Annotated in this window: 23 protein-coding genes and 3 tRNA genes; 13 read left to right on the forward strand and 13 right to left on the reverse strand. The window is 56.5% G+C overall.

What is annotated here, in order from left to right; translation table 11 throughout:
* Positions 1–194 precede the first annotated feature (194 nt).
* Positions 195–479: a DUF1435 domain-containing protein gene (locus FD737_RS15770; protein WP_097118291.1), complete on the forward strand. Its 285-nt coding sequence runs from the start codon at positions 195–197 to the stop codon at positions 477–479.
* Positions 480–579: 100 nt separating this feature from the next.
* On the opposite strand, the gene FD737_RS15775 is transcribed toward FD737_RS15770, so the two are convergent.
* The 4 genes from FD737_RS15775 to rsmC form a co-directional block, all read right to left on the reverse strand.
* Positions 580–666, reverse strand: a tRNA-Leu gene (locus FD737_RS15775).
* Positions 667–705: 39 nt separating this feature from the next.
* Positions 706–792: transfer RNA gene (locus FD737_RS15780), tRNA-Leu, on the reverse strand.
* A gap of 30 nt (positions 793–822) precedes the next feature.
* Positions 823–909, reverse strand: a tRNA-Leu gene (locus FD737_RS15785).
* A 141-nt stretch (positions 910–1,050) separates the two neighbouring features.
* On the reverse strand, positions 1,051–2,085 hold the full coding sequence (rsmC, locus tag FD737_RS15790) for a 16S rRNA (guanine(1207)-N(2))-methyltransferase RsmC (RefSeq protein ID WP_097118292.1): 1,035 nt from the start codon (positions 2,083–2,085) through the stop codon (positions 1,051–1,053).
* A gap of 106 nt (positions 2,086–2,191) precedes the next feature.
* Between rsmC and FD737_RS15795 the strand changes: the two genes are divergently transcribed.
* The 4 genes from FD737_RS15795 (at position 2,192) to yjjJ (ending at position 5,160) form a co-directional block, all read left to right on the forward strand.
* Entirely contained in the window at positions 2,192–2,602 is a 411-nt protein-coding gene (locus FD737_RS15795; protein WP_160833973.1) for a DNA polymerase III subunit psi, read from the forward strand.
* Entirely contained in the window at positions 2,574–3,014 is a 441-nt protein-coding gene (gene rimI, locus FD737_RS15800) for a ribosomal protein S18-alanine N-acetyltransferase (RefSeq protein WP_160833974.1), read from the forward strand. The genes FD737_RS15795 and rimI overlap by 29 nt, the downstream gene beginning before the upstream one ends.
* 11 nt (positions 3,015–3,025) lie before the next feature.
* Positions 3,026–3,709, forward strand: coding sequence for a pyrimidine 5'-nucleotidase (yjjG, locus tag FD737_RS15805; protein ID WP_058959391.1), 684 nt, complete (start codon positions 3,026–3,028; stop codon positions 3,707–3,709).
* A 128-nt stretch (positions 3,710–3,837) separates the two neighbouring features.
* Positions 3,838–5,160 (forward strand): type II toxin-antitoxin system HipA family toxin YjjJ, encoded by a 1,323-nt coding sequence (yjjJ, locus tag FD737_RS15810; protein WP_160833975.1) that lies wholly within the window; start codon positions 3,838–3,840, stop codon positions 5,158–5,160.
* Here the strand turns inward: yjjJ and FD737_RS15815 are convergent.
* Positions 5,157–5,834, reverse strand: coding sequence for a YtjB family periplasmic protein (locus tag FD737_RS15815; RefSeq protein ID WP_160833976.1), 678 nt, complete (start codon positions 5,832–5,834; stop codon positions 5,157–5,159). The two genes, yjjJ and FD737_RS15815, sit on opposite strands and share 4 nt — an antisense overlap.
* 107 nt (positions 5,835–5,941) lie before the next feature.
* Here FD737_RS15815 and serB point away from each other — a divergent pair, with 107 nt between their 5' ends.
* From serB to nadR, 3 genes are all read left to right on the forward strand, one after another.
* Positions 5,942–6,919, forward strand: a complete 978-nt coding sequence (gene serB / locus FD737_RS15820) for a phosphoserine phosphatase (protein WP_160833977.1) — start codon at positions 5,942–5,944, stop codon at positions 6,917–6,919.
* Positions 6,920–6,932: 13 nt separating this feature from the next.
* Positions 6,933–8,315, forward strand: a complete 1,383-nt coding sequence (radA, locus tag FD737_RS15825; RefSeq protein ID WP_160833978.1) for a DNA repair protein RadA — start codon at positions 6,933–6,935, stop codon at positions 8,313–8,315.
* Positions 8,316–8,491: 176 nt separating this feature from the next.
* A complete protein-coding gene (gene nadR / locus FD737_RS15830; RefSeq protein ID WP_034826244.1) occupies positions 8,492–9,718 on the forward strand; it encodes a multifunctional transcriptional regulator/nicotinamide-nucleotide adenylyltransferase/ribosylnicotinamide kinase NadR in 1,227 nt (408 codons plus the stop codon).
* A 52-nt stretch (positions 9,719–9,770) separates the two neighbouring features.
* Here nadR and ettA read toward each other — a convergent pair whose 3' ends face one another.
* Positions 9,771–11,438, reverse strand: coding sequence for an energy-dependent translational throttle protein EttA (ettA, locus tag FD737_RS15835; RefSeq protein ID WP_072017012.1), 1,668 nt, complete (start codon positions 11,436–11,438; stop codon positions 9,771–9,773).
* 185 nt (positions 11,439–11,623) lie between these two features.
* On the opposite strand from ettA, the gene FD737_RS15840 reads away from it, so the two are divergent.
* Positions 11,624–12,571 (forward strand): 2-hydroxyacid dehydrogenase, encoded by a 948-nt coding sequence (locus FD737_RS15840; RefSeq protein ID WP_160833979.1) that lies wholly within the window; start codon positions 11,624–11,626, stop codon positions 12,569–12,571.
* Between the two features lie 2 nt (positions 12,572–12,573).
* Here the strand turns inward: FD737_RS15840 and deoR are convergent, their stop codons facing one another.
* Positions 12,574–13,338: a DNA-binding transcriptional repressor DeoR gene (deoR, locus tag FD737_RS15845; RefSeq protein WP_058959460.1), complete on the reverse strand. Its 765-nt coding sequence runs from the start codon at positions 13,336–13,338 to the stop codon at positions 12,574–12,576.
* 361 nt (positions 13,339–13,699) lie between these two features.
* Between deoR and rbsK the strand changes: the two genes are divergently transcribed.
* The 4 genes from rbsK (at position 13,700) to FD737_RS15865 (ending at position 18,713) form a co-directional block, all read left to right on the forward strand.
* Complete coding sequence (gene rbsK, locus FD737_RS15850) at positions 13,700–14,617, forward strand: ribokinase (RefSeq protein ID WP_097118297.1); 918 nt, start codon at positions 13,700–13,702, stop codon at positions 14,615–14,617.
* Between the two features lie 9 nt (positions 14,618–14,626).
* Positions 14,627–15,952: an L-fucose:H+ symporter permease gene (gene fucP, locus FD737_RS15855; protein WP_160833980.1), complete on the forward strand. Its 1,326-nt coding sequence runs from the start codon at positions 14,627–14,629 to the stop codon at positions 15,950–15,952.
* A complete protein-coding gene (locus FD737_RS15860) occupies positions 15,949–16,962 on the forward strand; it encodes an aldose 1-epimerase family protein (RefSeq protein ID WP_160833981.1) in 1,014 nt (337 codons plus the stop codon). Before fucP ends, FD737_RS15860 begins: the two co-directional genes overlap by 4 nt.
* A gap of 164 nt (positions 16,963–17,126) precedes the next feature.
* Positions 17,127–18,713, forward strand: a complete 1,587-nt coding sequence (locus FD737_RS15865) for a methyl-accepting chemotaxis protein (protein ID WP_160833982.1) — start codon at positions 17,127–17,129, stop codon at positions 18,711–18,713.
* Between the two features lie 92 nt (positions 18,714–18,805).
* Here FD737_RS15865 and urtE read toward each other — a convergent pair whose 3' ends face one another.
* The 6 genes from urtE to FD737_RS15895 form a co-directional block, all read right to left on the reverse strand.
* Entirely contained in the window at positions 18,806–19,504 is a 699-nt protein-coding gene (gene urtE, locus FD737_RS15870) for an urea ABC transporter ATP-binding subunit UrtE (protein ID WP_097118302.1), read from the reverse strand.
* A gap of 1 nt (position 19,505) precedes the next feature.
* A complete protein-coding gene (urtD, locus tag FD737_RS15875; protein WP_034826215.1) occupies positions 19,506–20,297 on the reverse strand; it encodes an urea ABC transporter ATP-binding protein UrtD in 792 nt (263 codons plus the stop codon).
* Entirely contained in the window at positions 20,290–21,366 is a 1,077-nt protein-coding gene (urtC, locus tag FD737_RS15880; RefSeq protein WP_160833983.1) for an urea ABC transporter permease subunit UrtC, read from the reverse strand. The genes urtD and urtC overlap by 8 nt, the downstream gene beginning before the upstream one ends.
* Positions 21,366–22,931, reverse strand: coding sequence for an urea ABC transporter permease subunit UrtB (gene urtB / locus FD737_RS15885; protein ID WP_160833984.1), 1,566 nt, complete (start codon positions 22,929–22,931; stop codon positions 21,366–21,368). The genes urtC and urtB overlap by 1 nt, the downstream gene beginning before the upstream one ends.
* 217 nt (positions 22,932–23,148) lie before the next feature.
* Positions 23,149–24,417, reverse strand: coding sequence for an urea ABC transporter substrate-binding protein (gene urtA / locus FD737_RS15890; RefSeq protein ID WP_160833985.1), 1,269 nt, complete (start codon positions 24,415–24,417; stop codon positions 23,149–23,151).
* Positions 24,418–24,445: 28 nt separating this feature from the next.
* Complete coding sequence (locus tag FD737_RS15895) at positions 24,446–25,144, reverse strand: GntR family transcriptional regulator (protein WP_034826206.1); 699 nt, start codon at positions 25,142–25,144, stop codon at positions 24,446–24,448.
* Positions 25,145–25,150: the final 6 nt, after the last annotated feature.

Here is a 25,150-nt window from a genome sequence, read left to right on the forward strand (position 1 = left end):
GCTACCCGTGGGAAATACTCCCGCAAATCGGATAGTGAGCACGTTATTGACGTGTTATCGAAATAGTTATCGGCGGCAATTTAGCATTTTCCAGTAAATCTGTCATCCAACGCATCTCGCGATAAAAAATTCGCTGCAAGATGAGAAATATTGTCATATGATAATACGAATATTTATCATTTGAGGGTTGCGCGATGATCATGGCGATGATGGCTGCCTGCGGCTTATGGGGCGTGAGCTGGATGATGGGTAAGCGGCTAGACAGTGGTTGGGGAGTCTTGTTGCCCTGTGCGGCTTTACCGATTTTTGCGCTGTGGGAGCCGAGTTTCAGCCAGTGGCGCGTGGTGATGATTGTTGCGCTGTTGATGACAGTAGTGATGTTGTTCCATCATCGTCTGCGTCACTATCTGCTGCTGCCTTCTTGCCTGGCATTGGCCGGGGGCGCTGCGGCCGTTACGGTGAACTTCCACATTATTTGATGCCGTTTTCGAACGGCAGAAACGACAAAACACGCTTAGCGCGTGATTTTTTTGGTTTAATTCAACATTGGGAATTGACTGCCAGGAAAATAAGACAACGTGGTGCGAAGGGAGGGACTTGAACCCTCACGTCCGTAAGAACACTAACACCTGAAGCTAGCGCGTCTACCAATTCCGCCACCATCGCATTGTGTTGTCTTTACTTGTCTTGTTTATACCATCGCATTGGTGCGAAGGGAGGGACTTGAACCCTCACGTCCGTAAGAACACTAACACCTGAAGCTAGCGCGTCTACCAATTCCGCCACCATCGCTCAGTGCTATGATATAAACTTTGTGATTATTGGTGCGAGGGGAGGGACTTGAACCCTCACGTCCGTAAGGACACTAACACCTGAAGCTAGCGCGTCTACCAATTCCGCCACCGTCGCGTACCCTGCAACACTCTAAAGTATTGCTAACCACGGAGGCGCATTCTAGAGATTTTACTCTTTGCGTCAATACATATTTCACGACGATGAAACGATTGCTGCAAAAAACAACATTTTCACCGTCGGGAAGCGCAAAATGGGTTATTTACGCGCTTTGGCGCCGCGTCCGTAGACGGCACGGTAGACTTTAAAGCGTCCGGTCTGCGCCAGCACTTCGTGGTTACCGAAGGTCTCATCCAGAATCTGCGGATAGGGTAGGAAGGCGTTAGCCACAATACGCAGTTCACCGCCGCTGTTCAGATGCTTCAAGGCACCACGAATCAGCGTGTTGGCCGCATCGAGGCTGGTTTGCAGGCCGTCATGGAACGGTGGATTAGAGATGATCATATCGAAACGGCCTGTGACATCCGAGAAGACGTTACTGGCGAACACTTCCCCTTCCAGTTCGTTGGCGGCCAGCGTCAGCTTACTGGCTTCAATCGCTGCGGCATGCACATCACAGAGCCACAACCGCACGCGCGGGGAGATTTGTGCCATCACGGTGGCCAGCACGCCGCTGCCGCAGCCGATATCCAGCACTTTGCCACGGAAGTGCGGCTCCAGCGTGGAGAGCAGCAGATCGCTACCGATATCCAGACCATCGCGGCTGAATACACCCGGCAGCGTGTGGATGGTGAGGTGCTCGATCATGTAACTATTGCCGTAGCTGCTGGCATCAAAGGTTGGCTGTGTATCCAGACGACCATGATAGAGACCGCAACGACGTGCACTGTCGACTTTTTCCAGTTTCGTCCAGTCTTCCAGCATGCCTTCTGCACTGCGCACGCCGCTGCGGTTTTCACCGACCACAAAGATATCGCAGCCGACCGGCATCAGCGACAGCAGGTTTTGCAGCTGGAACTGCGCTTCTGGCTTGTTCTTCGTCCAGAAATAAACCAGCGTATCGCAGCCTTCAACATCGGCGGCAGTGGCCACCATGCTGTAAACCGCACGTTCACCGAGGCGACGGCTCAGGTTCTGCCAGTGATGGTACTGCTGGGTGTGCACGCGCGTTGATGCGGTTTCCAGCTGGGCGGGCAGGTCATCCTGCAGGTCGCCAGCAAACAAAACATGGCGGGCGGTAAATTCATCACTGTGGCGCAGAATGACTTCGCTGGCCGGGGTAAAAGCAGACATGGAACGCTCCTGTTAAATCAGAGCGGGGATTATAGTGCTTTGTTGGCGCATGTTCGATGGGTTTGCTAGCATAGCGTCGCATTCTGGCAGCATAACGGGTAATAGCATGAGCACAAGGCGCGACTGGCTTCTACAGCAAATGGGGATTACGCAGTATCAATTGCGGCGTCCGCGCGTGCTGCAGGGCGAAATTGCCGTGACGCTGGCCCCGGACACCCGCCTGGTGTTGGTGGCTGAGCATGCCCCCGCGCTGCAGGAACCCTTAATTCGCGATGTCCTGCATGCCCTGAATATTCAGCCTTCGCAGGTGATGACGCTGACGCCGGAACAGCTGCCGATGCTGCCTGAGCAGGTGGATTGTGCCGGTTGGTTGCTGGGCGTCGAGAGCGAATACACCTTTAACGGCATCACCTTTTGCACCGCCGTTTTCAACGAATTAATCAGCAGTGGTGCGGCAAAACGCGCCCTGTGGCAACAGATGTGTAACCATGACAGCCATCTCTTTAGTCACCCCTGAAGACCAGCCGCAGCTGCTGGCCATTGAACGTCGCAGCCACGCCTTTCCGTGGAGCGAGCAGACGTTTGCCAGCAATCAGGGCGAACGTTTTGTGAATTATCGTCTGGAAGCTGAGGGTAAACTGGCCGGATTTGCCATTACGCAAGTGGTACTGGATGAGGCCTCGCTGTTCAACATTGCGGTCGATCCGGATTTCCAGCGCCGCGGCTTTGCGCGCCAGCTGCTGCAGCATTTGATTGCTGAACTGGAAAAGCGCGAAGTGCTGACGCTGTGGCTAGAGGTGCGAGCCTCGAATCACCCGGCGATTGCGTTGTATGAGCAACTGGATTTCCATCAGGTCAGCGTACGACCCAGCTACTATCCCACCGCCAACGGCCGTGAAGATGCCATTATCATGGCGCTCACTCTCTAAAAAGGGACACTATGTTAAACGACTGGGACTGCATCCTGTTTGATGCGGATGACACACTTTTTCATTTTGACGCTTACGCCGGTTTACAGCGCATGTTTGCCAGCTATGACGTGCACTTCAGCGATCAGGATTACGCCGATTATCAGGCGATCAACAAACCGCTGTGGGTCGATTATCAAAACGGCACCATTTCAGCCTTGCAGCTGCAAACACGTCGTTTCACCCTGTGGGGTGAGAAACTCAGCGTCGCGCCTGAAGTGCTGAACAGTGATTTCCTCAGTGCGATGGCAGATATTTGCCTGCCTCTCGACGGTGCTGCTGAGTTGCTCAATGCGCTGAAGGGAAAGGTGAAGATCGCCATCATTACCAACGGCTTCACCGCTTTGCAGCAAGCACGTCTGGAACGTACCGGATTCCGCGAGTTCTTTGATGAGCTGGTGATTTCTGAGCAGGTCGGCGTACCGAAGCCGGATGTGGCGATTTTCGACCACACGCTGGCGTTGCTTGGCAACCCGGATCGCAGCCGGGTGTTGATGGTCGGTGATACACCTGAGTCTGACATTCTGGGTGGGATGAATGCCGGGCTAAAAACCTGCTGGATCGATCACGGCACACGCCCGTTACCGGAACATATTAAACCGACCTGGCAGGTGAAGACCCTGGCAGAGCTGCAGGCGTTGCTGACAGAACGCTAAAAGTATCTATTCACCGTTAACGTTGTGATGATTCGAAGAAGCCCGCTGTGCGGGCTTTTTTTATGATAAAATCTATGCATAAATCTATTCACGAATCTATTCATCAGACGCTGGTAGGGTGAACGACAATGGCCGATCTGCAAAGTTTGCTGCTAGCGGGGCCGCTCAGTGCAGCCGATTTACTGCAACGCTCTGGCATTAGTCAGGCGACGTTGTCGCGGCAATTACGACAACAGCCCCAAATCGTGAAATGGGGCAAAGCCCGCGCGACGCGTTATGCCTTGCTCCGTCCGATTCGCGGCGAAAGCCGCTTCCCACTGTATCGCATTTCTGCACAAGGCCAGGCGCAGCCCGCGGGTGCTTTGTTACCCACCTGGCCGCAGGGCAGTTGCCTGCATCAGGATGAGCAGGGCCGAGGCCACTTTTTCGAAGGGTTGCCGTGGTTTTTACAGGATATGCGCCCGCAGGGCTTTATCGGTCGTCAGTGGGGTAGAGAGAATGCCCACCCATTAGGATTGAATGATGACATTCGCCTGTGGAGTGATGATCAGTGCTTAATGGCGTTGGCAAGCGGTGGTGTCGATATGCCGGGCGCGTTCATCATCGGTGAACGCACCTATCAGCGTTGGTTAGAGCAGGAAGCACCGCACGCCATCAGCGAAAAAGAGAAAACGTTAACGTATCCGCAGCGAGCACATCATGCGCTGAGTGGGGATGAGCCCGGGTCATCAGCGGGGGGCGAGCAACCTAAATTCCTCTGTTATGCCGCGACAGACAATGGCGATCGTCACTGTCTGGTGAAATTCACTGTGGCGCGCCACAGTGATAATGCGCAGCGCTGGCGCGATTTGCTACGTGCGGAACATCTGGCATTAAAGCATTTGCATGCTACAGGCGTGGCCGCGGCGCAGAGCCAGTTGATTGAAGGTGCAGAGCAGTTATTTCTCGAAGTGCAGCGTTTTGATCGCATCGGTGAGCGTGGTCGACGTGAGATGAGTTCACTTGAGGCCGTCAGCGCAGAGTTTGTTGGTCATCAACAACACTGGCCTGCCGCGCTGCGTGAACTGCACCATCAGCAGCGCATTGATGATGTCACCCTACAGCGTGGCACCTTGCAATGGGCATTTGGTCGCCTGATTGGTAACAGTGATATGCACGCAGGGAATTTGTCTTTCTTCACCGACCAGGAAAAATTCAGTCTGACGCCAGCCTACGACATGCTGCCTATGGCACTGGCACCGAACGCGCAGGGGCATATGCGTGATGAACTGTCATTAACGCTGGATTTTTCATTACCAGGTGAGGTGTGGCGTGCTGCCAGCACTATGGCGAAAACCTACTGGCAGGCGATTGCGGATGACGAAACGTTCAGCGCCAACTTCCAGCGTATCGCCACGCAAGCATGGCAGCAGTTGGATACGCTGGATGAGACCATCCGCAAAATGGCTTAAAGGCTTTTTTCATTCTCTGAGTTACTGGCCGCTTCTTCTTCCTCTCGTTCCTTATCCTCTTTTACCGCGCGGCTGGCGGTGAGCAGGAACGGTGATTGCTGCCAGCGGGTACGGCGGTCGCGCAGCAGGGTGCGTGTCAGGATGATGCCAATCGCCAGCGCCAGCAGCATCATCAACCGCAAAATGTTGGTGGTGTTGTCCACCTGGCGTGATTCGGTGACCAGCACGTGGGTATCCAGCGTCACGCGCAGGAATCCCTGTGGCCCCTCTTTGCCTTCCAGCGGCTGTACGATTTGATGGTTGAAGTAGCTGCCGGCACGTTTACCATCCAGCGCCAGACGATCGCGCACGTTAATGCTTTCGCCGCTGTGCGCCACCAGGCTGCCGTCGTCGGCATACACCGAGGCATCCAGAATGCGGCTGTTATCGGTCATCTGATTAAGGATGGCTTCGATTTGCGTACGGTTGTCGTCGCTGTTGTCCATCAGCGGTTTGAGGCTAAATGCCACCTGGCGCGTCAGCGTATGCGCGAGTTCTTCCACCTGCTCAGAGCGTGCCATTTGGTGGCCGAGACTGAACCAGGATGCCCCTTGCATCAGCACCACTAACAGGGCCAGCGAGATAAGAACAATCACCGTGCGATGCAGGCGAAATTTCAGTGCGGTTTTAACCATCAGAAACCCGTGTGATGTAACAGCAGAAAGGCTGGCAATTATGTTGCCAGAACCCGCGCAGACAAGGTAGCCTCTTGCGTGGTTTTGTTGTCCCTACAGGAGCTGTAATGCCAAATCGTCTTACCTGGTGCGATCTGCCCGCCGATGTTTCACTCTGGCCGGGTCTACCCCTTTCTCTCAGCGGTGATGAAGTGATGCCGCTGGATTACCGTGCCGGTCGGACTGGCTGGTTGCTGTATGGGCGCGGACTCGATAAACAAAAACTGACCGATTATCAGCATCTGCTGGGTGCGGCGATGGTGATCGTCAGTGCCTGGAATGTCGACGAGTATCAGGTGGTTCGTCTGGCCGGTTCGCTGACGCCCCGTGCGACCAAACTGGCGCACGATGTGGGATTTGATGTGGCGCCGCTTGGCAAGATCCCGCATCTGAAAACCCCAGGATTGCTGGTGATGGATATGGATTCCACCGCGATTCAGATCGAATGCATCGATGAGATCGCCAAAATGGCGGGCTGCGGCGAGCAGGTGTCAGAAGTCACCGAACGCGCGATGCGCGGTGAGCTGGACTTCAAAGCCAGCCTGCGTGAGCGCGTGGCAAAACTGGCGGGCGCTGATGCCAACATCCTTAAGCAGGTACGCGATACGCTGCCTCTGATGCCGGGCCTGACCACGCTGGTACATAAACTGCAGGCGCTGGGCTGGCAGGTGGCGATTGCCTCCGGCGGCTTCACTTACTACGCCGACCATTTGCGTCAGACATTGCATCTGGCTGCGGCCGTCGCCAACGAGCTGGAAATGCGCGATGGTAAGCTGACGGGCGAAGTGCTGGGGCAGATTGTGGATGCCCAATTTAAAGCCGATACCCTGAAGAATCTCGCTGAACGTCATGAAATCGCGCCAGAACAAACGGTTGCGATTGGCGATGGCGCCAACGATCTGCCGATGATCAAGGCGGCGGGATTGGGTATCGCTTACCATGCTAAACCAAAAGTGAATGAGCAGGCGTCGATCATTATCCGTCATGCCGATCTGATGGGGGTGTTCTGCATCCTGACCGGCAGCCTGATTCACGAAGAGCGTTAACTGAGGATTTGATTTGGCCAAAGCGGCAAAACGCGCCTTCGTTTGTAACGAGTGTGGCGCAGATTATCCACGCTGGCAGGGGCAATGCAGCGCCTGCAACGCGTGGAACACCATCACCGAGGTGCGTATTGCCGCCTCGCCTACGGCAGCGCGTAACGATCGCCTGAGTGGCTATGCCGGCAGCGCGGGGCCCAGTCGGGTGCAGAAGCTGTCCGAAATCAGCCTCGAAGCCGTGCCGCGTTTCTCCACCAGCTTCAAAGAGTTTGATCGCGTGTTGGGGGGCGGCGTAGTGCCAGGCAGTGCGATTTTGATCGGAGGTAATCCGGGAGCCGGTAAATCGACGCTGCTGTTGCAGGTGATGTGCAAGCTGTCCGAAGGGATGAAAACCCTGTACGTCACTGGCGAAGAGTCACTGCAACAGGTCGCGATGCGCGCCCATCGTCTGGGATTGCCCACTGAAAACCTGAATATGTTGTCGGAAACCAGCATCGAGCAGATCTGTCTGATCGCCGAGCAGGAGCAGCCGAAACTGATGGTTATCGACTCCATCCAGGTGATGCACATGGCGGATATCCAGTCTTCGCCCGGGAGCGTAGCGCAGGTGCGTGAAACTGCCGCTTACCTGACGCGCTTCGCTAAAACACGCGGCGTGGCGATTGTGATGGTCGGCCACGTGACCAAAGATGGCTCGCTGGCCGGGCCAAAAGTGCTGGAGCACTGCATCGACTGTTCAGTGATGCTGGATGGCGATGCCGATTCCCGTTTCCGCACGCTGCGCAGTCATAAAAACCGCTTCGGTGCGGTGAACGAATTGGGCGTGTTCGCCATGACCGAGCAGGGCATGCGTGAAATCAGCAATCCATCCGCCATTTTCCTGTCACGTGGAGATGAAGTCACCTCTGGCAGTTCGGTTATGGTGGTGTGGGAAGGTTCGCGTCCGCTGCTGGTGGAGATTCAGGCGCTGGTGGATCACTCGATGATGGGCAACCCGCGTCGCGTCGCTGTTGGGCTGGAGCAAAACCGTCTGGCGATTTTGCTGGCAGTGCTGCATCGACACGGTGGTTTGCAGATGGCGGATCAGGATGTGTTCGTCAACGTGGTCGGCGGTGTGAAAGTTACCGAAACCAGTGCTGACCTTGCGCTGCTGCTGGCAATGGTATCAAGCTTGCGCGATCGTCCGCTGCCGCAGGATCTGGTGATCTTCGGCGAGGTGGGGCTGGCGGGCGAGATACGTCCGGTGCCAAGTGGTCAGGAGCGCATATCCGAAGCGGCCAAGCACGGTTTCAAACGCGCGATTGTGCCGGCGGGCAATGCACCGAAGAAAGCGATTGAAGGCATGAAGGTGTATAGCGCGAAGAAGCTGGCGGATGCGCTGGCGATATTAGACGAGCTGTAATTTCGCCGGGCGGCATACCTGCCGCCCCTGCCTTTCACCGTCACTGTAGCGTGCGCATTCATGCGCATCTTGATAAACGTACCGCACAGACTTTTCCCTCTCACGTAAACGGGAGAGGGCCGGGGTGAGGGCCAGCGCATACCCCATCCCATTCTTTCCCATGCAGGAGGCACCAAATGTCATCGTTCGACTACCTGAAAACCGCCATACGCCAGCAGGGCCATACGCTGCAGCAGGTTGCAGATGCCAGCGGGATGACCAAAGGCTACTTGAGCCAGTTGCTGAATGCCAAAATCAAAAGCCCCAGCGCGCAAAAGCTGGAAGCACTGCATCGATTTCTTGGGCTGGAATTCCCCCGTCGTGACAAAACCGTTGGCGTGGTGTTCGGTAAGTTCTACCCGCTGCACACCGGCCACATCTATCTGATCCAGCGCGCCTGCAGCCAGGTGGATGAGCTGCACATCATCATGGGCCATGACGATCCGCGCGATCGTGAGCTGTTTGAAAACAGTGCCATGTCACAGCAGCCGACCGTCAGCGATCGTCTGCGTTGGTTGTTACAGACCTTCAAGTACCAGAAGAACATCCGCATCCACTCGTTTGATGAAGAGGGGATCGAACCTTATCCACACGGCTGGGATGTGTGGAGCGAAGGGGTAAAGAAATTCCTCTCCGAGCAGGGCATTGAGCCGGATTGCATTTACACCAGTGAAGAGCCGGATGCGGCGATGTATCAACAGCATCTCGGCATCTCGACGGTGGTGATCGATCCCAACCGATCCTTTATGAACATCAGCGGCGGGCAGATTCGCCAGGATCCGTTCCGCTACTGGGAATATATTCCCACCGAAGTGAAGCCGTTCTTTGTGCGCACCGTGGCGATCCTAGGCGGGGAATCCAGCGGCAAATCCACGCTGGTCAACAAGCTGGCAAATATCTTCAATACCACCAGCGCGTGGGAATATGGCCGCGATTATGTGTTCTCGCACCTCGGTGGCGATGAGATGGCGCTGCAGTATTCAGACTACGACAAGATTGCCTTAGGGCAGGCGCAGTACATTGATTTCGCGGTGAAATACGCCAGCAAAGTGGCGTTTATCGATACCGATTTTGTCACCACGCAGGCGTTTTGCCTCAAGTATGAAGGGCGCGAGCATCCGTTTGTGCAGGCGCTGATCGATGAGTACCGTTTCGATCTGGTGATCTTGCTGGAGAACAATGTGCCGTGGGTGGCTGACGGTTTGCGCAGCCTGGGCAGCTCAATGGATCGCCGCGAGTTTCAGTCGATGCTGGTGACCATGTTGCGTGAAAACAATATCGACTTCGTCCATGTCAAAGAGGATGACTACGACACGCGCTTCCTGCGCTGCGTTGAACTGGTGAAGCAGATGCTGGGGGCCTAACCCTCCAGCAATAAAAAAGGCGCCAATCGGCGCCTTTTTCACATCATAACAATTACTTCGCCATACGCTTGTACTTGATACGTTTCGGCTCCAGCGCGTCAGCGCCGAGGGTGCGTTTCTTGTACTCTTCGTACTCGGTAAAGTTACCTTCGAAGAACTCCACCTTACCTTCATCCTGATAATCGATGATGTGGGTGGCGATACGGTCGAGGAACCAACGGTCATGCGAGATCACCATGGCACAGCCTGGGAACTCCAGCAGGGCGTTTTCCAGCGCGCGCAGGGTTTCGATGTCCAGGTCGTTGGTCGGTTCATCGAGCAGCAACAGGTTGCCGCCAACCTGCAGCAGTTTCGCGAGGTGCAGACGACCACGCTCACCACCGGACAGTTCGCCAACGCGTTTGCCCTGATCGGTGCCTTTGAAGTTGAAGCGGCCGACATAGGCACGGCTTGGCATCTCAACGTTGCCGACGCGCATAATGTCCTGACCACCTGACACTTCTTCAAACACGGTTTTCGAATTGTCCATCGCGTCACGGAACTGGTCCACAGACGCCAGCTTGACGGTTTCGCCCAGCTCGATGGTGCCAGAATCGGGCTGTTCCTGACCGGACATCATGCGGAACAGGGTCGATTTACCGGCACCGTTCGGGCCGATGATGCCGACAATCGCGCCTTTCGGCACCGAGAAGGTCAGATCGTCGATCAGTACGCGGTCGCCATACGATTTGCTCAGGTTGGTCACTTCCAGCACTTTGTCGCCGAGGCGCGCACCTGGTGGAATGAACAATTCGTTGGTTTCGTTACGTTTCTGGTATTCGGTGTTGTTCAGCTCTTCGAAACGCGCCAGACGGGCTTTGCCCTTAGACTGACGGCCTTTCGCGCCCTGACGTACCCACTCCAGCTCTTTTTCAATTGACTTACGACGCGCCGCTTCAGAAGAAGCTTCCTGCGCCAGACGCTGATCTTTCTGCTCCAGCCAGGAAGAGTAGTTACCTTCCCACGGAATACCTTCACCGCGGTCCAGCTCCAGAATCCAGCCTGCAACGTTATCGAGGAAGTAACGGTCGTGCGTGATCGCCACCACGGTGCCTTCAAAGTCGTGCAGGAAACGTTCCAGCCAGGCCACGGATTCTGCATCCAGGTGGTTGGTCGGTTCGTCGAGCAGCAGCATGTCTGGCTTTTCCAGCAGCAGGCGGCACAGCGCGACGCGGCGGCGCTCACCACCGGACAGGTTGCCAATTTTGGCATCCCAGTCTGGCAGACGCATCGCATCAGCAGCACGGTTCAGCTGGGTGTCGAGGTTATGGCCATCGTGCGCCTGAATCACTTCTTCCAGACGACCTTGTTCGGCAGCCAGTTTATCGAAATCGGCATCAGGATCGGCATACAGTGCGTACACTTCGTCGAGACGCTTCAGCGCACCAACCACTTCAGAAACCGCCTCTTCCACAGATTCACGCACGGTGTGCTCTGGATTGAGTTTGGGTTCCTGCGGCAGATAGCCGACTTTAATGCCCGGTTGTGGGCGTGCTTCCCCTTCGATATCGGTATCAATACCGGCCATGATGCGCAGCAGGGTGGATTTACCCGCGCCGTTCAGGCCGAGTACACCGATTTTGGCGCCAGGGAAGAAGCTAAGAGAGATGTTCTTCAGAATGTGACGCTTCGGCGGAACCACTTTGCCGACGCGATGCATGCTATAGACGAATTGAGCCACGTTGTAATGAGCCTCTGGTCTGTGAATGGTGGAACCTCAGATGCTGAAGTTTAGCCGTTTTCACCTGGCAATCACAGCCGCATGGCGTTGAATCTTCTGGAGTGGGGTTGAACAGGGGATAACTGATTGATTCTCACTCAACAGTCGCTATGCTGCTTTTTTGCCTGGAAAACGGAGGGGGTTCGATGAAAGTGCTGATTGCTGCAGATGAACATGCCTGGGGCGGATTAATTTCGGCCATTCGTCAGACGTTACCGGATATGGAGTTTATTGCCTCGGCGGGCCATGCGGCGGAGAGTCTGGCCGGTTTTGATGCGCTAATTCCTGGTATGTGCCGGGTGGATGCCCGACTGATCGCCACGGCCGATCGCCTGAAGCTGGTGCAGCAGGCGGGTGTCGGGCTGGAAGGTGTCGATCTTGAAGCGGCCAAAAAGGCCGGCATTGTGGTGGCGAATGTTCCCTCCGACCATTCCGGTAATGCCGATTCGGTGGCGGAATTGGGGATCTGGATGATGATTGGCCTGGCACGTCGCCAGCATGAGATCGCCGATTGCCTGGCGCAGCAGAGACTGGGTCAACCCATTGGCTTAGGCCTGATGGGCAAAACCGTGGGACTGGTGGGGCTGGGCGGCATCGGCAAAGCTTTGGCGAAGCGACTTGCTCCGTTTGGTATGCGCATGATCGGGGTAAAACGTGAAGCGGATGAAGCTTTTGCGCGTCAACATCAACTCGACTGGGTCGGCAATATGGCGCAGTTGCCGGAACTGTTGCAGCAAGCCGATTTTGTCGTGCTCAGTCTGCCTGACAATGCGGCGACGCATAACATCATTAATGCTGATGCGCTGGCGCAGATGAAACCAGCTAGCTTCCTGATCAACCTGGGACGCGGTGGACTGATCGAGAAACAGGCCTTTCTGGCAGCGCTGGAGACAAAAAAATTGGCTGGAGCCGGGCTGGATGTGTTCTGGCAGGAACCACCCGATCCACAAGATCCGGTGTTCCGCTATAACGTGATCGCGACGCCACACGTTGGCGGCGTCACCGATGTCTCAATGAAGGGAATTATCAAAGGGATCTGCGATAACTTGCGCCGTCTGCGCGACGGCGACGCGGTGATCGATCGCAAGGCATAATTTTAAGGCAGGCGCAGCGGGATGTTATGTTGCGCCAGCCAGCTCTTCAGCGCCGGTTCTGGCGCACTGTCACTCACCAGTAAATCAAAACGGCGTAGCTCGCCAATGCGCGCGGGCAGCACTTTGCCAAATTTGCTGCTGTCCGCCACTAACACGCGCGTGCGCGAACGCAGCATGGCGTGATGTTTCATCGCTAGCTCATTGATGTTATAGCAGGTTGCGCCCTGTTCCGGATCGATCCCCGCGGCTGAGATAAAGGCCAGCGTCGGGCAGAGATCGTCGAGGATCGAGTGCGCGCCAATCGGCGTAAACAGCGCATTATCGGCATGAAACTCGCCGCCACTCAATATCACATTACAGGCGGGTTTCTCTTTCAGCGCGAGGAAGGTGTTCATGGCGCAGCAAATCGCGGTGAACGCCAGCGTGTCCGGAATTGCATCCACGATATAAGGCAGGGTGGTGCCACAGTCGAAAAACACCGTGTCATTTTCGCTGATCAAACTGGCTGCGGCCTGCGCCAGGCGCTGTTTGCGTGCGGCATTTTGCCCGTGCTGGTCGGAGACGAAATAGTGCCCGGCATGGCTTTTCGGATCGCTGACAATGTAGCCCCCGAGCAGGACCACCGTCGAAGCTGGCTCAGTCAGATCGCGACGAATAGTCATCTCTGAGACGCCCAACAGTTGCGCCGCATCTTTCAGGTGCAGCTTATCGGTGCGCTTCAGTGCTTGCGCCAGCTTGTGAATACGTTCTTCGCGCCGGGTTTCCATGAGCATCTCTGTGTTATGGCTATCCTGAGGGGAAAAGTTTTACCCGTCGGCGCGAGAGAAGCGCCACCGACAAACCAAGGTAAATCTCTAATATTTTAATGATTTGCGACTTATCTAGCCGGCAGTTTTTCAATCTTACCTGTAATGAAATCGCCCCGCAAACTTCCCACACCCCGCTGAAAGCGTCAACGGCGCTGATGTTGTTTTGTTAAAATAATAACATTGTTGCGGGCCTTTCTGTCAGAAAAATCGTTTTCATACGCTGCTCAGGATGTGAATTTTGTCACACAGATCACTTTGTATACCTGCTAGTGTGATTTAAATAACATTTAAATGCTAAAAATTCACCGGGGAGTAAACAATGGATATCGCGGTTATTGGGTCAAATATGGTGGACCTCATTACCTACACCAATCAGATGCCGAAAGCGGGCGAAACGCTGGAAGCGCCTGATTTCGCCATCGGCTGTGGTGGCAAAGGCGCAAATCAGGCGGTGGCCGCGGCGAAAATGGGCGGCAGCGTGATGATGGTGAGCAAAGTGGGTGACGATCTGTTTGCGCCGAACACCGTGGCGAACCTGAAACAACAGGGCGTCGATACCCAATTTGTCACCACCGCGCCGGGCACTTCCAGCGGCGTAGCGCCGATCTTTGTTGATGATCAATCGCAGAACCGCATTCTGATCATCAAAGGCGCCAACCAGCAGCTCAAACCGGCCGATATTGATGCGGCGGCCGAGGGGCTGAAAGCGTGCCAACTGATTATCCTGCAACTCGAAATCCCGCTGGAAACCGTCTATTACGCGATTGATTTTGCCCGTCAGCATGACATCAAAGTGATCCTCAACCCGGCGCCGGCAGTGGCGAATCTCGATATCAATTACGCCTGCAAGTGCGACTTTTTTATGCCTAACGAAACCGAACTGGAGATCCTCACCGGCATGCCGGTCGGAACCGATAATGAGGTGATCCGTGCAGGCCAGACGCTGCTCAAGCGCGGCCTCAAAAACCTGATTATCACCCTAGGTGCGCGCGGTTCACTGTGGATGGCGGGCGACACGCTGCATCAGGTCGCGCCAACGTCAGTGAAGGCGGTGGACACCAGCGGTGCCGGTGATGCCTTTATCGGCTGCTTTGCGCACACGCTGGTGAAGACCGGCGATATTCCCACGGCGATGGCGCAAGCCTCGGCCTATGCCGCCTGCAGCGTCACTGGACGCGGCACGCAACGTTCCTACCCGGACGCGGAAACCTTCCAGCGTTTTCTCAACCTAAACTGAGGTCGAGTCATGCAACAGAACATTGTTCAGCAATCTGACGGCTATCTGAATAAGACGCCACTGTTTCAGTTCATTTTGCTCTCGTGCCTGTTCCCATTGTGGGGTTGTGCCGCGAGCTTAAACGATATCCTGATTACGCAATTCAAAAGCGTATTTGCGCTGAGCGATTTTGCCAGTGCGCTGGTGCAGAGTGCCTTTTACGGTGGCTACTTCCTGATCGCGATTCCCGCCTCGCTGGTGATCCGCAAAGCCACTTACAAGCTGGCGATATTGATGGGATTGGTGCTGTATATCGTCGGTTGCGTGCTGTTCTATCCGGCGTCACATATGGCGACTTACACCATGTTCCTCGCGGCGATCTTCGCCATCGCCATTGGTTTAAGCTTTCTCGAAACCGCTGCGAATACCTATAGCTCGATGATAGGCCATCGCGATCACGCCACGCTGCGTCTTAACATCAGCCAGACGTTCTATCCGATTGGCGCGCTGATGGGCATCGTGCTGGGTAAATATCTGGTGTTCCAGGACGGCGAAAGTCTGCATACGCAGATGGCGGGCATGAATGCCGAGCAGGCACATGCCTTCCGCCTGAGCATGCTGGAACACACGCTGGAGCCGTATAAATATCTGGTGATGGTGTTAGTGGTGGTGATGCTGCTGTTTCTGTTTACCCGTTATCCGCGCTGCAAACCGGCGTCGAGTGAGAAGTCACTGCCGTCGCTGGGCGAAACCTTCCGCTATCTGGCCGGTAATCGCCACTTTAAACGCGGCATCGTGGCGCAGTTCCTGTATGTCGGCATGCAGGTAGCGGTGTGGTCCTTCACCATCCGTCTGGCGTTGACGTTGGGTGCGACAAACGAACGCCACGCGTCTAACTTTATGATTTACAGCTTTATCTGCTTCTTTATCGGTAAGTTTGTCGCCAACTTCCTGATGACACGGTTCCGTGCGGAAAAAGTGCTGATTGCCTACTCGGTACTCGGCGTGATCACCCTCGCGTGGGTGATGTTTGTGCCAAACTTTACCGCTGTTTACGCGGCAGTGTTTGTCAGTGTGCTGTTTGGACCCTGCTGGGCGACGATTTACGCGGGCACGCTGGCCACGGTGGATAACAAGTACACCGAAGTGGCAGGCGCGTTTATTGTCATGTCGATTGTCGGCGCGGCGTTTATCCCGGCTATACAGGGATTCGCCTCTGATCATCTCGGATCGATGCAACTGGCGTTTGGCGTGTCTCTGTTGTGCTTTGCGTGGGTGGGTTTCTATTTCTGGGGCGAACTGCGCCATAAAAATCAGGCGATGCAGGCAGGTCGTCTGGTTGAGGAGATGCCATGAAAACCCGTTTGCCGCTGCGTCGTGAGCAGTTTCATGAAACGCCCAGCCCGCTGTTGCACAATGACTATTTCCACGTCGAGTTGTTTCGCTATCCGGCGGGTGTCGAAGCGGTGCGTATCAGCAACCAGCGTGGCACGGTGATTGTGCTGCCGTTTTACGGTCAAATGGTGTGGGATGCGACCTTCGATGGCCATTCCCTCACCATGGGGCACAGCTTTAAACAGCCGCTGCCAGGCAGTTCGATTATCGATACTTACGGCTGTTTTGCCTTCCACTCTGGATTGCTGGCGAACGGCTGTCCTGCGCCCGATGACGAACATCCGCTGCACGGTGAAATGGCCTGCGCACGTATGGACAGCGCGTGGATGGTGCTGGAGCAAGATCGCGTTTCTCTGGAAGGGGAAACCGAATATGTGAAAGGTTTTGGTCATCACTATCTGGCTTCTCCAGCGGTGCGGTTGCACGCTAACGCGCCGCGCTTGCAGATTGAGATGAACGTCACCAATCTGGCGGGCGCGCCGATGCCGCTGCAGTACATGTGCCATCTGAACAGCGCCTGGCTGGCCAATGGTCGCTTTAAGCAGTCGATCCCTCAGGATGCTTTCAAGCTGCGCACCTCGATCCCGGCGCACGTGAAACCGACGCCGCAGTGGACCGCCTATACCGATCAGCTGGCGCGCGATCCGCAGGCATTGCAGCAGTTGGATCAGCCGGAGATGTGCGATTCGGAGATCGTGTTCTTTGCCGACGATCTGGCGCAGTACGGCCATGAGGTGCAGTTCGAACTGCATGCGCCGGAAGGCTATGCCTTGATGACGCGTTTCGATAGCCGTCAGTTCCCCCACGCCACGCGCTGGCTGCTGCACAATCACGATCAGCAGGTGGCGGCTTACGTGCTGCCTTCCACCTGTCGGCCGGAGGGATTTAACGCGGCGCAGCGCGCTGGCACCCTAATTGAGCTGGCACCCGGCGAGAAGCGACATTTCAGCGTCGAGACCGGCATTCTGTAATCACTGGCGGCCCTTGCGCCGCCTCAATTTTTACCGCTTCGCTATTCACGAAACTGTCACGCAATATCCTTGCCAATCCTATAAAGCCAACTGCCCGGTTGGACGATAACCCCTGCGACATTCGTCACATTGGTTCTCCTCTCTCTTTACCAGGGTTCAGATTTATGAAGCTCAATCAGTTTAAAATTGGCCAGCGGCTAGGTTTTCTCGCCACGCTGCTGTTGCTCGCCACATTGTTGATGGGACTGCACGGACTGCAAGTCAATATGCAGGCGCTGGAAAACAATCAGGACGTGATGGCACGTGAAGTCCTGATTGCCGACAGCATCGACACCGCGCGCAGTGCGCAGGTGCAGTTCAAGATACAGGTACAGGAGTGGAAAAATACCCTGTTGCGCGGCACCCAAGGGCAGGAGACCTTCGATAAGTACAAAAAGGCGTTTTTGAAAGAGAGCCAGCAGACGCAGGCGCTGCTCAGCGAGTTGAGTCAGATCCAAACCGCGCTGGGCTTACCTGTCGCGCCGGTTGAACAGGCGCGCGCGGTGCATGCCGGGCTGGAGAGCAAATATCTGGCGGCACTGGAAAACTACAGCATCAGCGATATTAACAGTGCGGCGCGCGTTGACCATCTGGTCACCGGTATCGACCGCGCACCGACACAGCAAATCGACGATCTGGTGGCTGCCACGCTGAAACGCGCGCAGCAGATGCATCAGGAGATAGAAGCCAACAACCTCGCCCATTACCAGAAAACCCGCATGCTGCTGCTGATCGCGATGGGCTGTATCTTGCTGGTTGGTGTGTGCATTACGGCCTGGCTGGTGCAGAGCATCACGCGTCCGCTGAAGCAGGCAATTAACGTCGCGAAGACCGTGGCGGCAGGTGATCTGCGAGCCCGGATTGCGGTCTCAGGACGTGATGAAACCGCACAGCTGATGGCGGCGCTGCGTGATATGAACCATAACCTGAAGCGTATTGTGACCGGCGTGCGTTCGGGGACTGAGGCAATAGCCGATACCACCGATCAGGTCGCACACGGCAGCCGCGAGTTGTCGGCGCGCAACGAAGCGCAGGCCAGTGCGTTGGAAGAGACCGCAGCTTCAATGGAGCAGCTGACTTCCGTGGTGAAAAACAATGCCGAGAACGCACGCCATGCCAGCGATATCGCGCGTGATACCCGCCAGCGCGCCGGCGAGGGCGGCGAGGTGGTGGAAAAAGTGGTGGTGGCAATGGGCGAGATCCACCAGTTCTCGCGTGAGATCAACGAGATCGTGACGGTGATTGATGGCATCGCGTTCCAGACCAATATTCTGGCACTCAATGCCGCAGTCGAAGCGGCACGCGCTGGGAATGACGGGCGTGGCTTTGCGGTGGTAGCGTCGGAAGTGCGTGCGCTGGCACAGCGCTCCGCTTCCGCAGCGCGTGATATTCGTGGTCTGACCGATCGTTCAGTGAGTTTGATGGCGCAGGGCAACACGCTGGTGAAAGGCGCGGGATCGTCGATGCAGGAGATTGTCGATAGCGTGAAGCAGCTGTGCGAGCTGATGGAGAACATCTCATCCGCTAGCGCGGAGCAGAGCGTGGGTATTGAGCAGGTGAACCTGACGGTGACGCATATGGATGCCGCCACCCAGCAGAACGCCACGCTGTCGCAGCAGTCCGCCCAATCGGCACGCGCGCTGAATCAGCAGGTCTGCTCGCTGGTGGAGAATATCAGCGTATTTCAGTTGGAGTCGAAGCCGGCTCAGTAACGTCGCGCAACAAACTACGCCGTTACACCGATAGGTATTGAGTCGTAGGGCGCCATCAATGGCGCCCTTTTCGTGCACTCTACAGTTAAAAGTTAAATCGCCACCAACCCGCGCACGCCTTCTGCTTCCATATTGGAACCCGCGCCACGTTGTACGATCTCTCCACGCGACATCACCAGATACTGATCGGCCAGCTCGGCGGCGAAATCGTAAAACTGCTCAACCAGCAGGATCGCCATATCACCGCGCTGGGCTAACTGGCGGATCACTGCACCGATCTCTTTGATCACTGATGGCTGGATTCCTTCGGTGGGCTCATCCAGGATCAACAGCTGTGGCTTGCAAGCCAGCGCCCGACCGATCGCCAGCTGCTGCTGTTGCCCGCCGGAGAGATCGCCGCCGCGTCGGGCTTTCATCTCGCGCAGCACCGGGAACAACTCGTAAATCTCCTCGGGCACGGATTTGGCCTGCGACCCCGGGAAGCGCGCCAGCCCCATCAGCAGATTCTCTTCCACCGTCAGGCGCGGAAAGATTTCACGGCCCTGCGGCACATAGGCAATGCCCGCCTGTACACGCTGGTGCGGCTTACGACTGTTTATCACCTTATCCTGCCAGCGAATCTCACCGGATTTCGCCGGAATCAGCCCCATCAGACATTTCAGCAGCGTGGTTTTACCCACGCCGTTGCGGCCCAGCAGGCAGGTAATTTCGCCCGGTTTCGTCTCAAACGAAAGACCGCGCAGAATATGGCTGCCGCCATAATATTGATTCAGTTCGGATACTTGCAGCATCTTAGCGCCCCAGATAAACGTCGATGACCCGATCGTTCGCCTGCACTTCGCGTAACGATCCCTCTGCCAGCACCTGGCCCTGATGCAGTACCGTGACATGATCGGCAATCGTCTCGACAAAACCCATGTCGTGTTCCACCACCATCAGCGAATGCTTGCCTGCCAGACTGCGGAACAGCTCGGCGGTGTACTCGGTTTCCGCGTCGGTCATACCTGCCGCGGGTTCGTCGAGCAGTAGCAGATGCGGGTCCTGCACTAACAACATGCCGATTTCAAGAAACTGCTTCTGACCGTGCGACAACAAGCCCGCTTTACGCTGGCGCTCACCGCTCAGCCGCAGCAGTTTTAGCACCTCATCGATGCGATCCTGCTGTTCGCCGTTAAGCCGTGCACGCAAACTAGCCCACACCGACTTATCGTTTTTCAGCGCGATTTCCAGATTTTCGAATACGGTGAGCGCTTCAAAAACCGTGGGTTTCTGGAACTTGCGGCCAATGCCGGCCCGGGCGATCTCCACCGACGACATGCGGGTGAGATCGGTATCCTGGTCATAGATCACCTGCCCGTTATCGGGACGCGTTTTGCCGGTGATCACGTCCATCAGCGTGGTTTTGCCCGCGCCGTTGGGGCCGATCACACAGCGCAGTTCACCGACGCCGATCTTCAGCGACAGATCGGTGAGCGCGCGGAAGCCATCAAATGAGACGTTGATCTTCTCCAGTTGCAGCACCGGATCGCTCTGATCGCGATGGCGATCGGCGGGATGGGGTTGGGTAAACAGTTGCTCAGTCATCACGCCTCCGGCGCAGCAGGCCAATCACACCACGCGGCAGGAACAGCGTGACGAGGATAAACATCAGGCCGAGGAAGAACAGCCAATATTCCGGGAAGGCGACGGTAAACCAGCTTTTGGCCCCGTTTACAATCGCGGCCCCTAAAAGCGGGCCAATTAAGGTGCCGCGCCCGCCGAGTGCCACCCAGATAGCCGCCTCAATCGAGTTGGTCGGCGACATTTCACTGGGATTGATAATGCCGACCTGCGGCACATACAGCGCGCCCGCCAGGCCACACAACACCGCCGACAGCGTCCAGACAAACAGCTTGAAGCCTTTAGGGTCGTAACCGACGAACATCAGGCGGTTTTCGGCATCGCGTACCGCCGTCAACACCCGCCCAAACTTACTGCGCGCCAGCGCGAAGCCAATGCCAAGGCTGATGAACAACAGCAGCACGGTGGCGACGAACAATCCAATGCGCGTGCCGGTGGCGGTAACGTTAAAGCCGAGCAGGGTGGTGAAGCCGGTAAAACCGTTGTTACCGCCAAAGCCCGTTTCATTTCGGAAGAACAGCAGCATGCCGGCATAGGTCAGCGCCTGCGTCATGATCGAGAAGTAAACACCTTTGATTTTTGAGCGGAAGGCGAAGTAGCCGAACACCAGCGCCAGCAAACCCGGCACCAGCATGATCAGACACAGCGCCCAGGCAAAATGTTGCGTGCCGGCCCAGAACCACGGCAGCTCATTCCACGACAGGAACGACATAAAGGCCGGTAAGCCCTCGCCCGATGCCTGGCGCATCAGGTACATGCCCATCGCATAGCCGCCTAATGCGAAGAACAGACCGTGTCCAAGAGACAGCAATCCGGCATAGCCCCATACCAGATCCAGCGCTACCGCGACGATGGCGTAGCAGAGGATTTTGCCGATCAAGGTCAGCGTGTAAGTAGAGATCGCCAGCGGATGCGTGGCGGGTAATAGGGCGCAGAACGGCAGCACCAGCAGCAGCAAGGAGATCACGATGCCGAGGCTGATACTGAGGCGCGGCGCTTTGCGCGTCAGCGTTAACGTCAGGGGTTGGCTCATCAGTCTATTACCCTCCCTTTGAAGGCAAACAGGCCCTGTGGACGTTTCTGAATGAACAGTACGATCAGCACGAGGATGAGGATTTTACCCAGCACCGCACCAATCTGCGGTTCCAGCACTTTGTTAAGGATGCCCAGGCCGAAGGCCGCTACCACGGTGCCCGCCAGCTGCCCCACGCCGCCCAGCACCACCACCAGGAAAGAGTCGATGATGTAACCCTGGCCAAGTTCCGGGCCGACGTTGCCGAGCTGCGACAGCGCCACGCCGCCCAGTCCAGCAATGCCAGAGCCCAGACCAAACGCCAGCATATCGATGCGTCCGGTTGGCACGCCGCAGCAATCGGCCATCGCGCGATTTTGCGTCACGGCGCGCACGCTCAGGCCCAGACGCGTTTTATTGAGCAGCAGCCAGGTCAGGCCGAGTACCGCAAACACAAACAGGATCACCGCAATACGGTTGTACGGCAGCACCAGGTTAGGCAACACTTGCCAGCCGCCAGACAGCCAGCCTGGGTTAGCCACTTCCAGGTTCTGTGCGCCAAACAGCATACGCACCAGTTGGATCAGCATCAGACTGATGCCCCAGGTGGCGAGCAGGGTTTCCAGCGGGCGGCCGTATAAATGACGAATGATGGTGCGCTCCAGCAGCATGCCAATGCTCGCGGTGATCAGGAATGCCACAGGCAGCGCCAGCAGCGGATACCACGCCAGCCACTGCGGTGCGAACTGCTGGAACAAGTTTTGTACAAACCAGGTGGCGTACGCACCGAGCATCAGCATCTCACCGTGCGCCATGTTGATCACGCCAAGCAGGCCGTAAGTGATCGCCAGACCCAGCGCGGCTAGCAGCAGGATCGAGCCGAGTGACAGGCCGGTAAACGCCTGACCGAAGAGATCGCCCCACATCAGGCGATGTTTGATTTGTTGCAGGCTCTCCGTGGCCGCGGCGCGCACCTGCGCATCGGGTTCGTTGCTGGCCTGCGTTAAGCGATCGAGGCTGGCCTGCATATTCGGGTCGCTGGACTCACCGAGCAGTGTGACGGCTTTGAGGCGCACGCGGGCATCCGGGCTAGCAAGTTGCAGATAGGCGGCGGCCATGGCGAGCACGGCGTGAACCTGAGTGTCTTTTTCCACGGCGAGACGCTGTTCGATCAGCGGCAACTGATCGGCGGCACCGTCGTTTTGCAACTGTTGGGCGGCACGCAGGCGAATCGCGGGATCCTCGCTCACCAGCTGGTGGGCGGCGAGGGCGCTGGCGATTAACACGCGTAGCCGGTTGTTCATAAACAGCTTTTTGGTCTCACCCGTCGGCTGTTGTGCGCTATCCAGCGGGATGAGTTTGTCATCCTGCTTGCTGAACGGCTGTTTATTTTGGTCGATGACCATGCTTTCGTTGCGCAGTGCCTGCAGCAGCGGCAAGCGGCTGGCCTGCGGTGCGGCCGCCCACTGTTGCAGCAGGTTGGCCTGATCAGTGCGGCTGGCAGCGGCGAAATCCGCGCCATCGCCCGCCTGGGCGAGCCACGGCAGGAGCAGCAGCAGACAGCAAAGATAACGGCGGATTGTCATGATGATGATCCTGTATGTCGTTGGGCTTGGGGGCGGTTGGTGACCTCACCCTAACCCTCTCCCGTAAGCGAGAGAGGGGACCGATCCAGCAAAGAACGCTGTTAATCACATTCGGCATCCTCTCCCATACTTTGCCAGAGAAGATCCGCAGGCGGCTGATGCCTTTGCCCTGGCTCCATTACAGAGCCAGATCGGGCATCAGCGCGCATTTTGCGTATTACTTCGTCGATTTCACCGGATAATCCGGCTTCTTATCATTACCGGCGATGTACGGGCTCCAGGGCTGAGCGCGGATTGGCTTATCGGTCTGCCACACCACGTTGAACTGACCGTTCTCTTCCACTTCGCCGATCATCACGGGCTTGTGCAGATGGTGGTTGGTTTTATCCATGGTCAGCGTGAAGCCGTCCGGCGCTTTAAAGGTCTGTCCGGCCATCGCCGCACGCACTTTGTCCACATCGGTGGTACCCGCTTTTTCTACCGCCTGTGCCCACATATGGATGCCGACATAAGTCGCTTCCATCGGGTCATTGGTGACCACGGTGCCTGCGTTCGGCAGGTTGTGCGCTTTGGCATAAGCACGGTAATCCGCCACGAATTTCGCGTTAGTTGGGTTATCCACCGATTCGAAGTAGTTCCACGCGGCTAACTGACCGACCAGCGGTTTGGTATCAATGCCGCGCAACTCTTCCTCCCCGACCGAGAAGGCGATCACCGGAATATCCGTGGCTTTAATGCCCTGGTTAGCCAGCTCTTTGTAGAACGGCACGTTGGAGTCACCGTTGATGGTGGAGATCACGGCCGTTTTGCCACCGGCAGAGAACTTCTTGATGTTAGAAACGATGGTCTGATAGTCGCTGTAGCCAAACGGCGTATAGACCTCTTCGATGTCTTTATCCTGAATGCCTTTGGTGTGCAGGAAGGCGCGCAGAATCTTGTTAGTGGTACGCGGGTAGACGTAATCGGTACCCAGCAGGAAGAAGCGTTTGGCGCTGCCGCCGTCTTCGCTCATCAGGTATTCCACCGCCGGAATCGCCTGCTGGTTGGGTGCCGCACCGGTGTAGAACACGTTTGGCGACATCTCTTCGCCTTCGTACTGCACCGGATAGAACAGCAGGCCGTTCAGCTCTTCAAACACCGGCAGCACTGACTTACGTGAGACCGAAGTCCAGCAGCCGAACACCGCCGCGACTTTATCCTGTGTTAACAGCTGACGCGCTTTCTCCGCGAACAGCGGCCAGTTAGACGCCGGATCGACCACCACCGGTTCCAGCTTTTTGCCCAGCACGCCGCCTTTGGCGTTGATTTCATCAATGGTCATCAGGGCCACGTCTTTCAGCGGCGTCTCGGAGATCGCCATGGTGCCGGAAAGCGACGACATGATGCCGACTTTGATGGTATCAGCGGCCTGGGCACCAAAGGTAAAGCCCAAACTGGTCACGGTGGCGGAGAGCGCAAAAGCTTTTAGCAACCAACGTCTTTTCATCGTTAACCCTCTAAATGTGTTAGTGTTTTTATTCAATGGGTTGAAGCCGGGCCTGCTGTAACATATGCAATGTGATCTTTCTGACCTCTGCCTTACTGACGGCAATGTGGTCGGTTAAAATGCGTTGTGCCTCCTCGGTTTGTTGCTGGAAAATCGCCCGTAAAATCTGAGCGTGTTCGCGGTATGTCGCATCTACCCGGTCGTCACGGGTAAAGTCGAGACGACGGATGATGCGGATCTTTTCGGTCAGTTCGGCGTGGATGCGTGCCATCTCCTGATTGCCCGCGGCGGCTACCAGCGCCATATGAAAGGCTTCGTCGTGCGCCGACACCGCTTTGCCATCCTCCAGGCGTGGCGCATCGATCCAGAAACCTTTCAGTTCGTTCAGGATTTCCGCACAGGCCAGCGGCGGCAGCGCGCACAGGCGGCGCACTGCTTCGCGCTCCAGCACGGTGCGGAAGTCGTACAGCTCTTCGAAGTATTCGAAGTCGAACGGCTTCACCTGCCAGCCGCTGCGGAACCACACTTCGACATAGCCCTCGCGCTCCAGCCAAAACAGCGCCTGACGTACCGGCGTGCGGCTCACGTCGAGCCGATCGGCGATTTCGTTTTCGCTAAAGCGGTCACCGGGCATCAAACGAAACTCAAAAATGTCCTGTTTCAATGCCTGATAAACCTTCTCCGCCAGCGCTTCCGGGCGGCCTTTGCTGCGTGGGCTTTGATGCATACGAGC

This window comes from Pantoea sp. Seng (assembly GCF_009829935.1).
Classification (GTDB): Bacteria; Pseudomonadota; Gammaproteobacteria; order Enterobacterales; family Enterobacteriaceae; genus Pantoea; species Pantoea communis.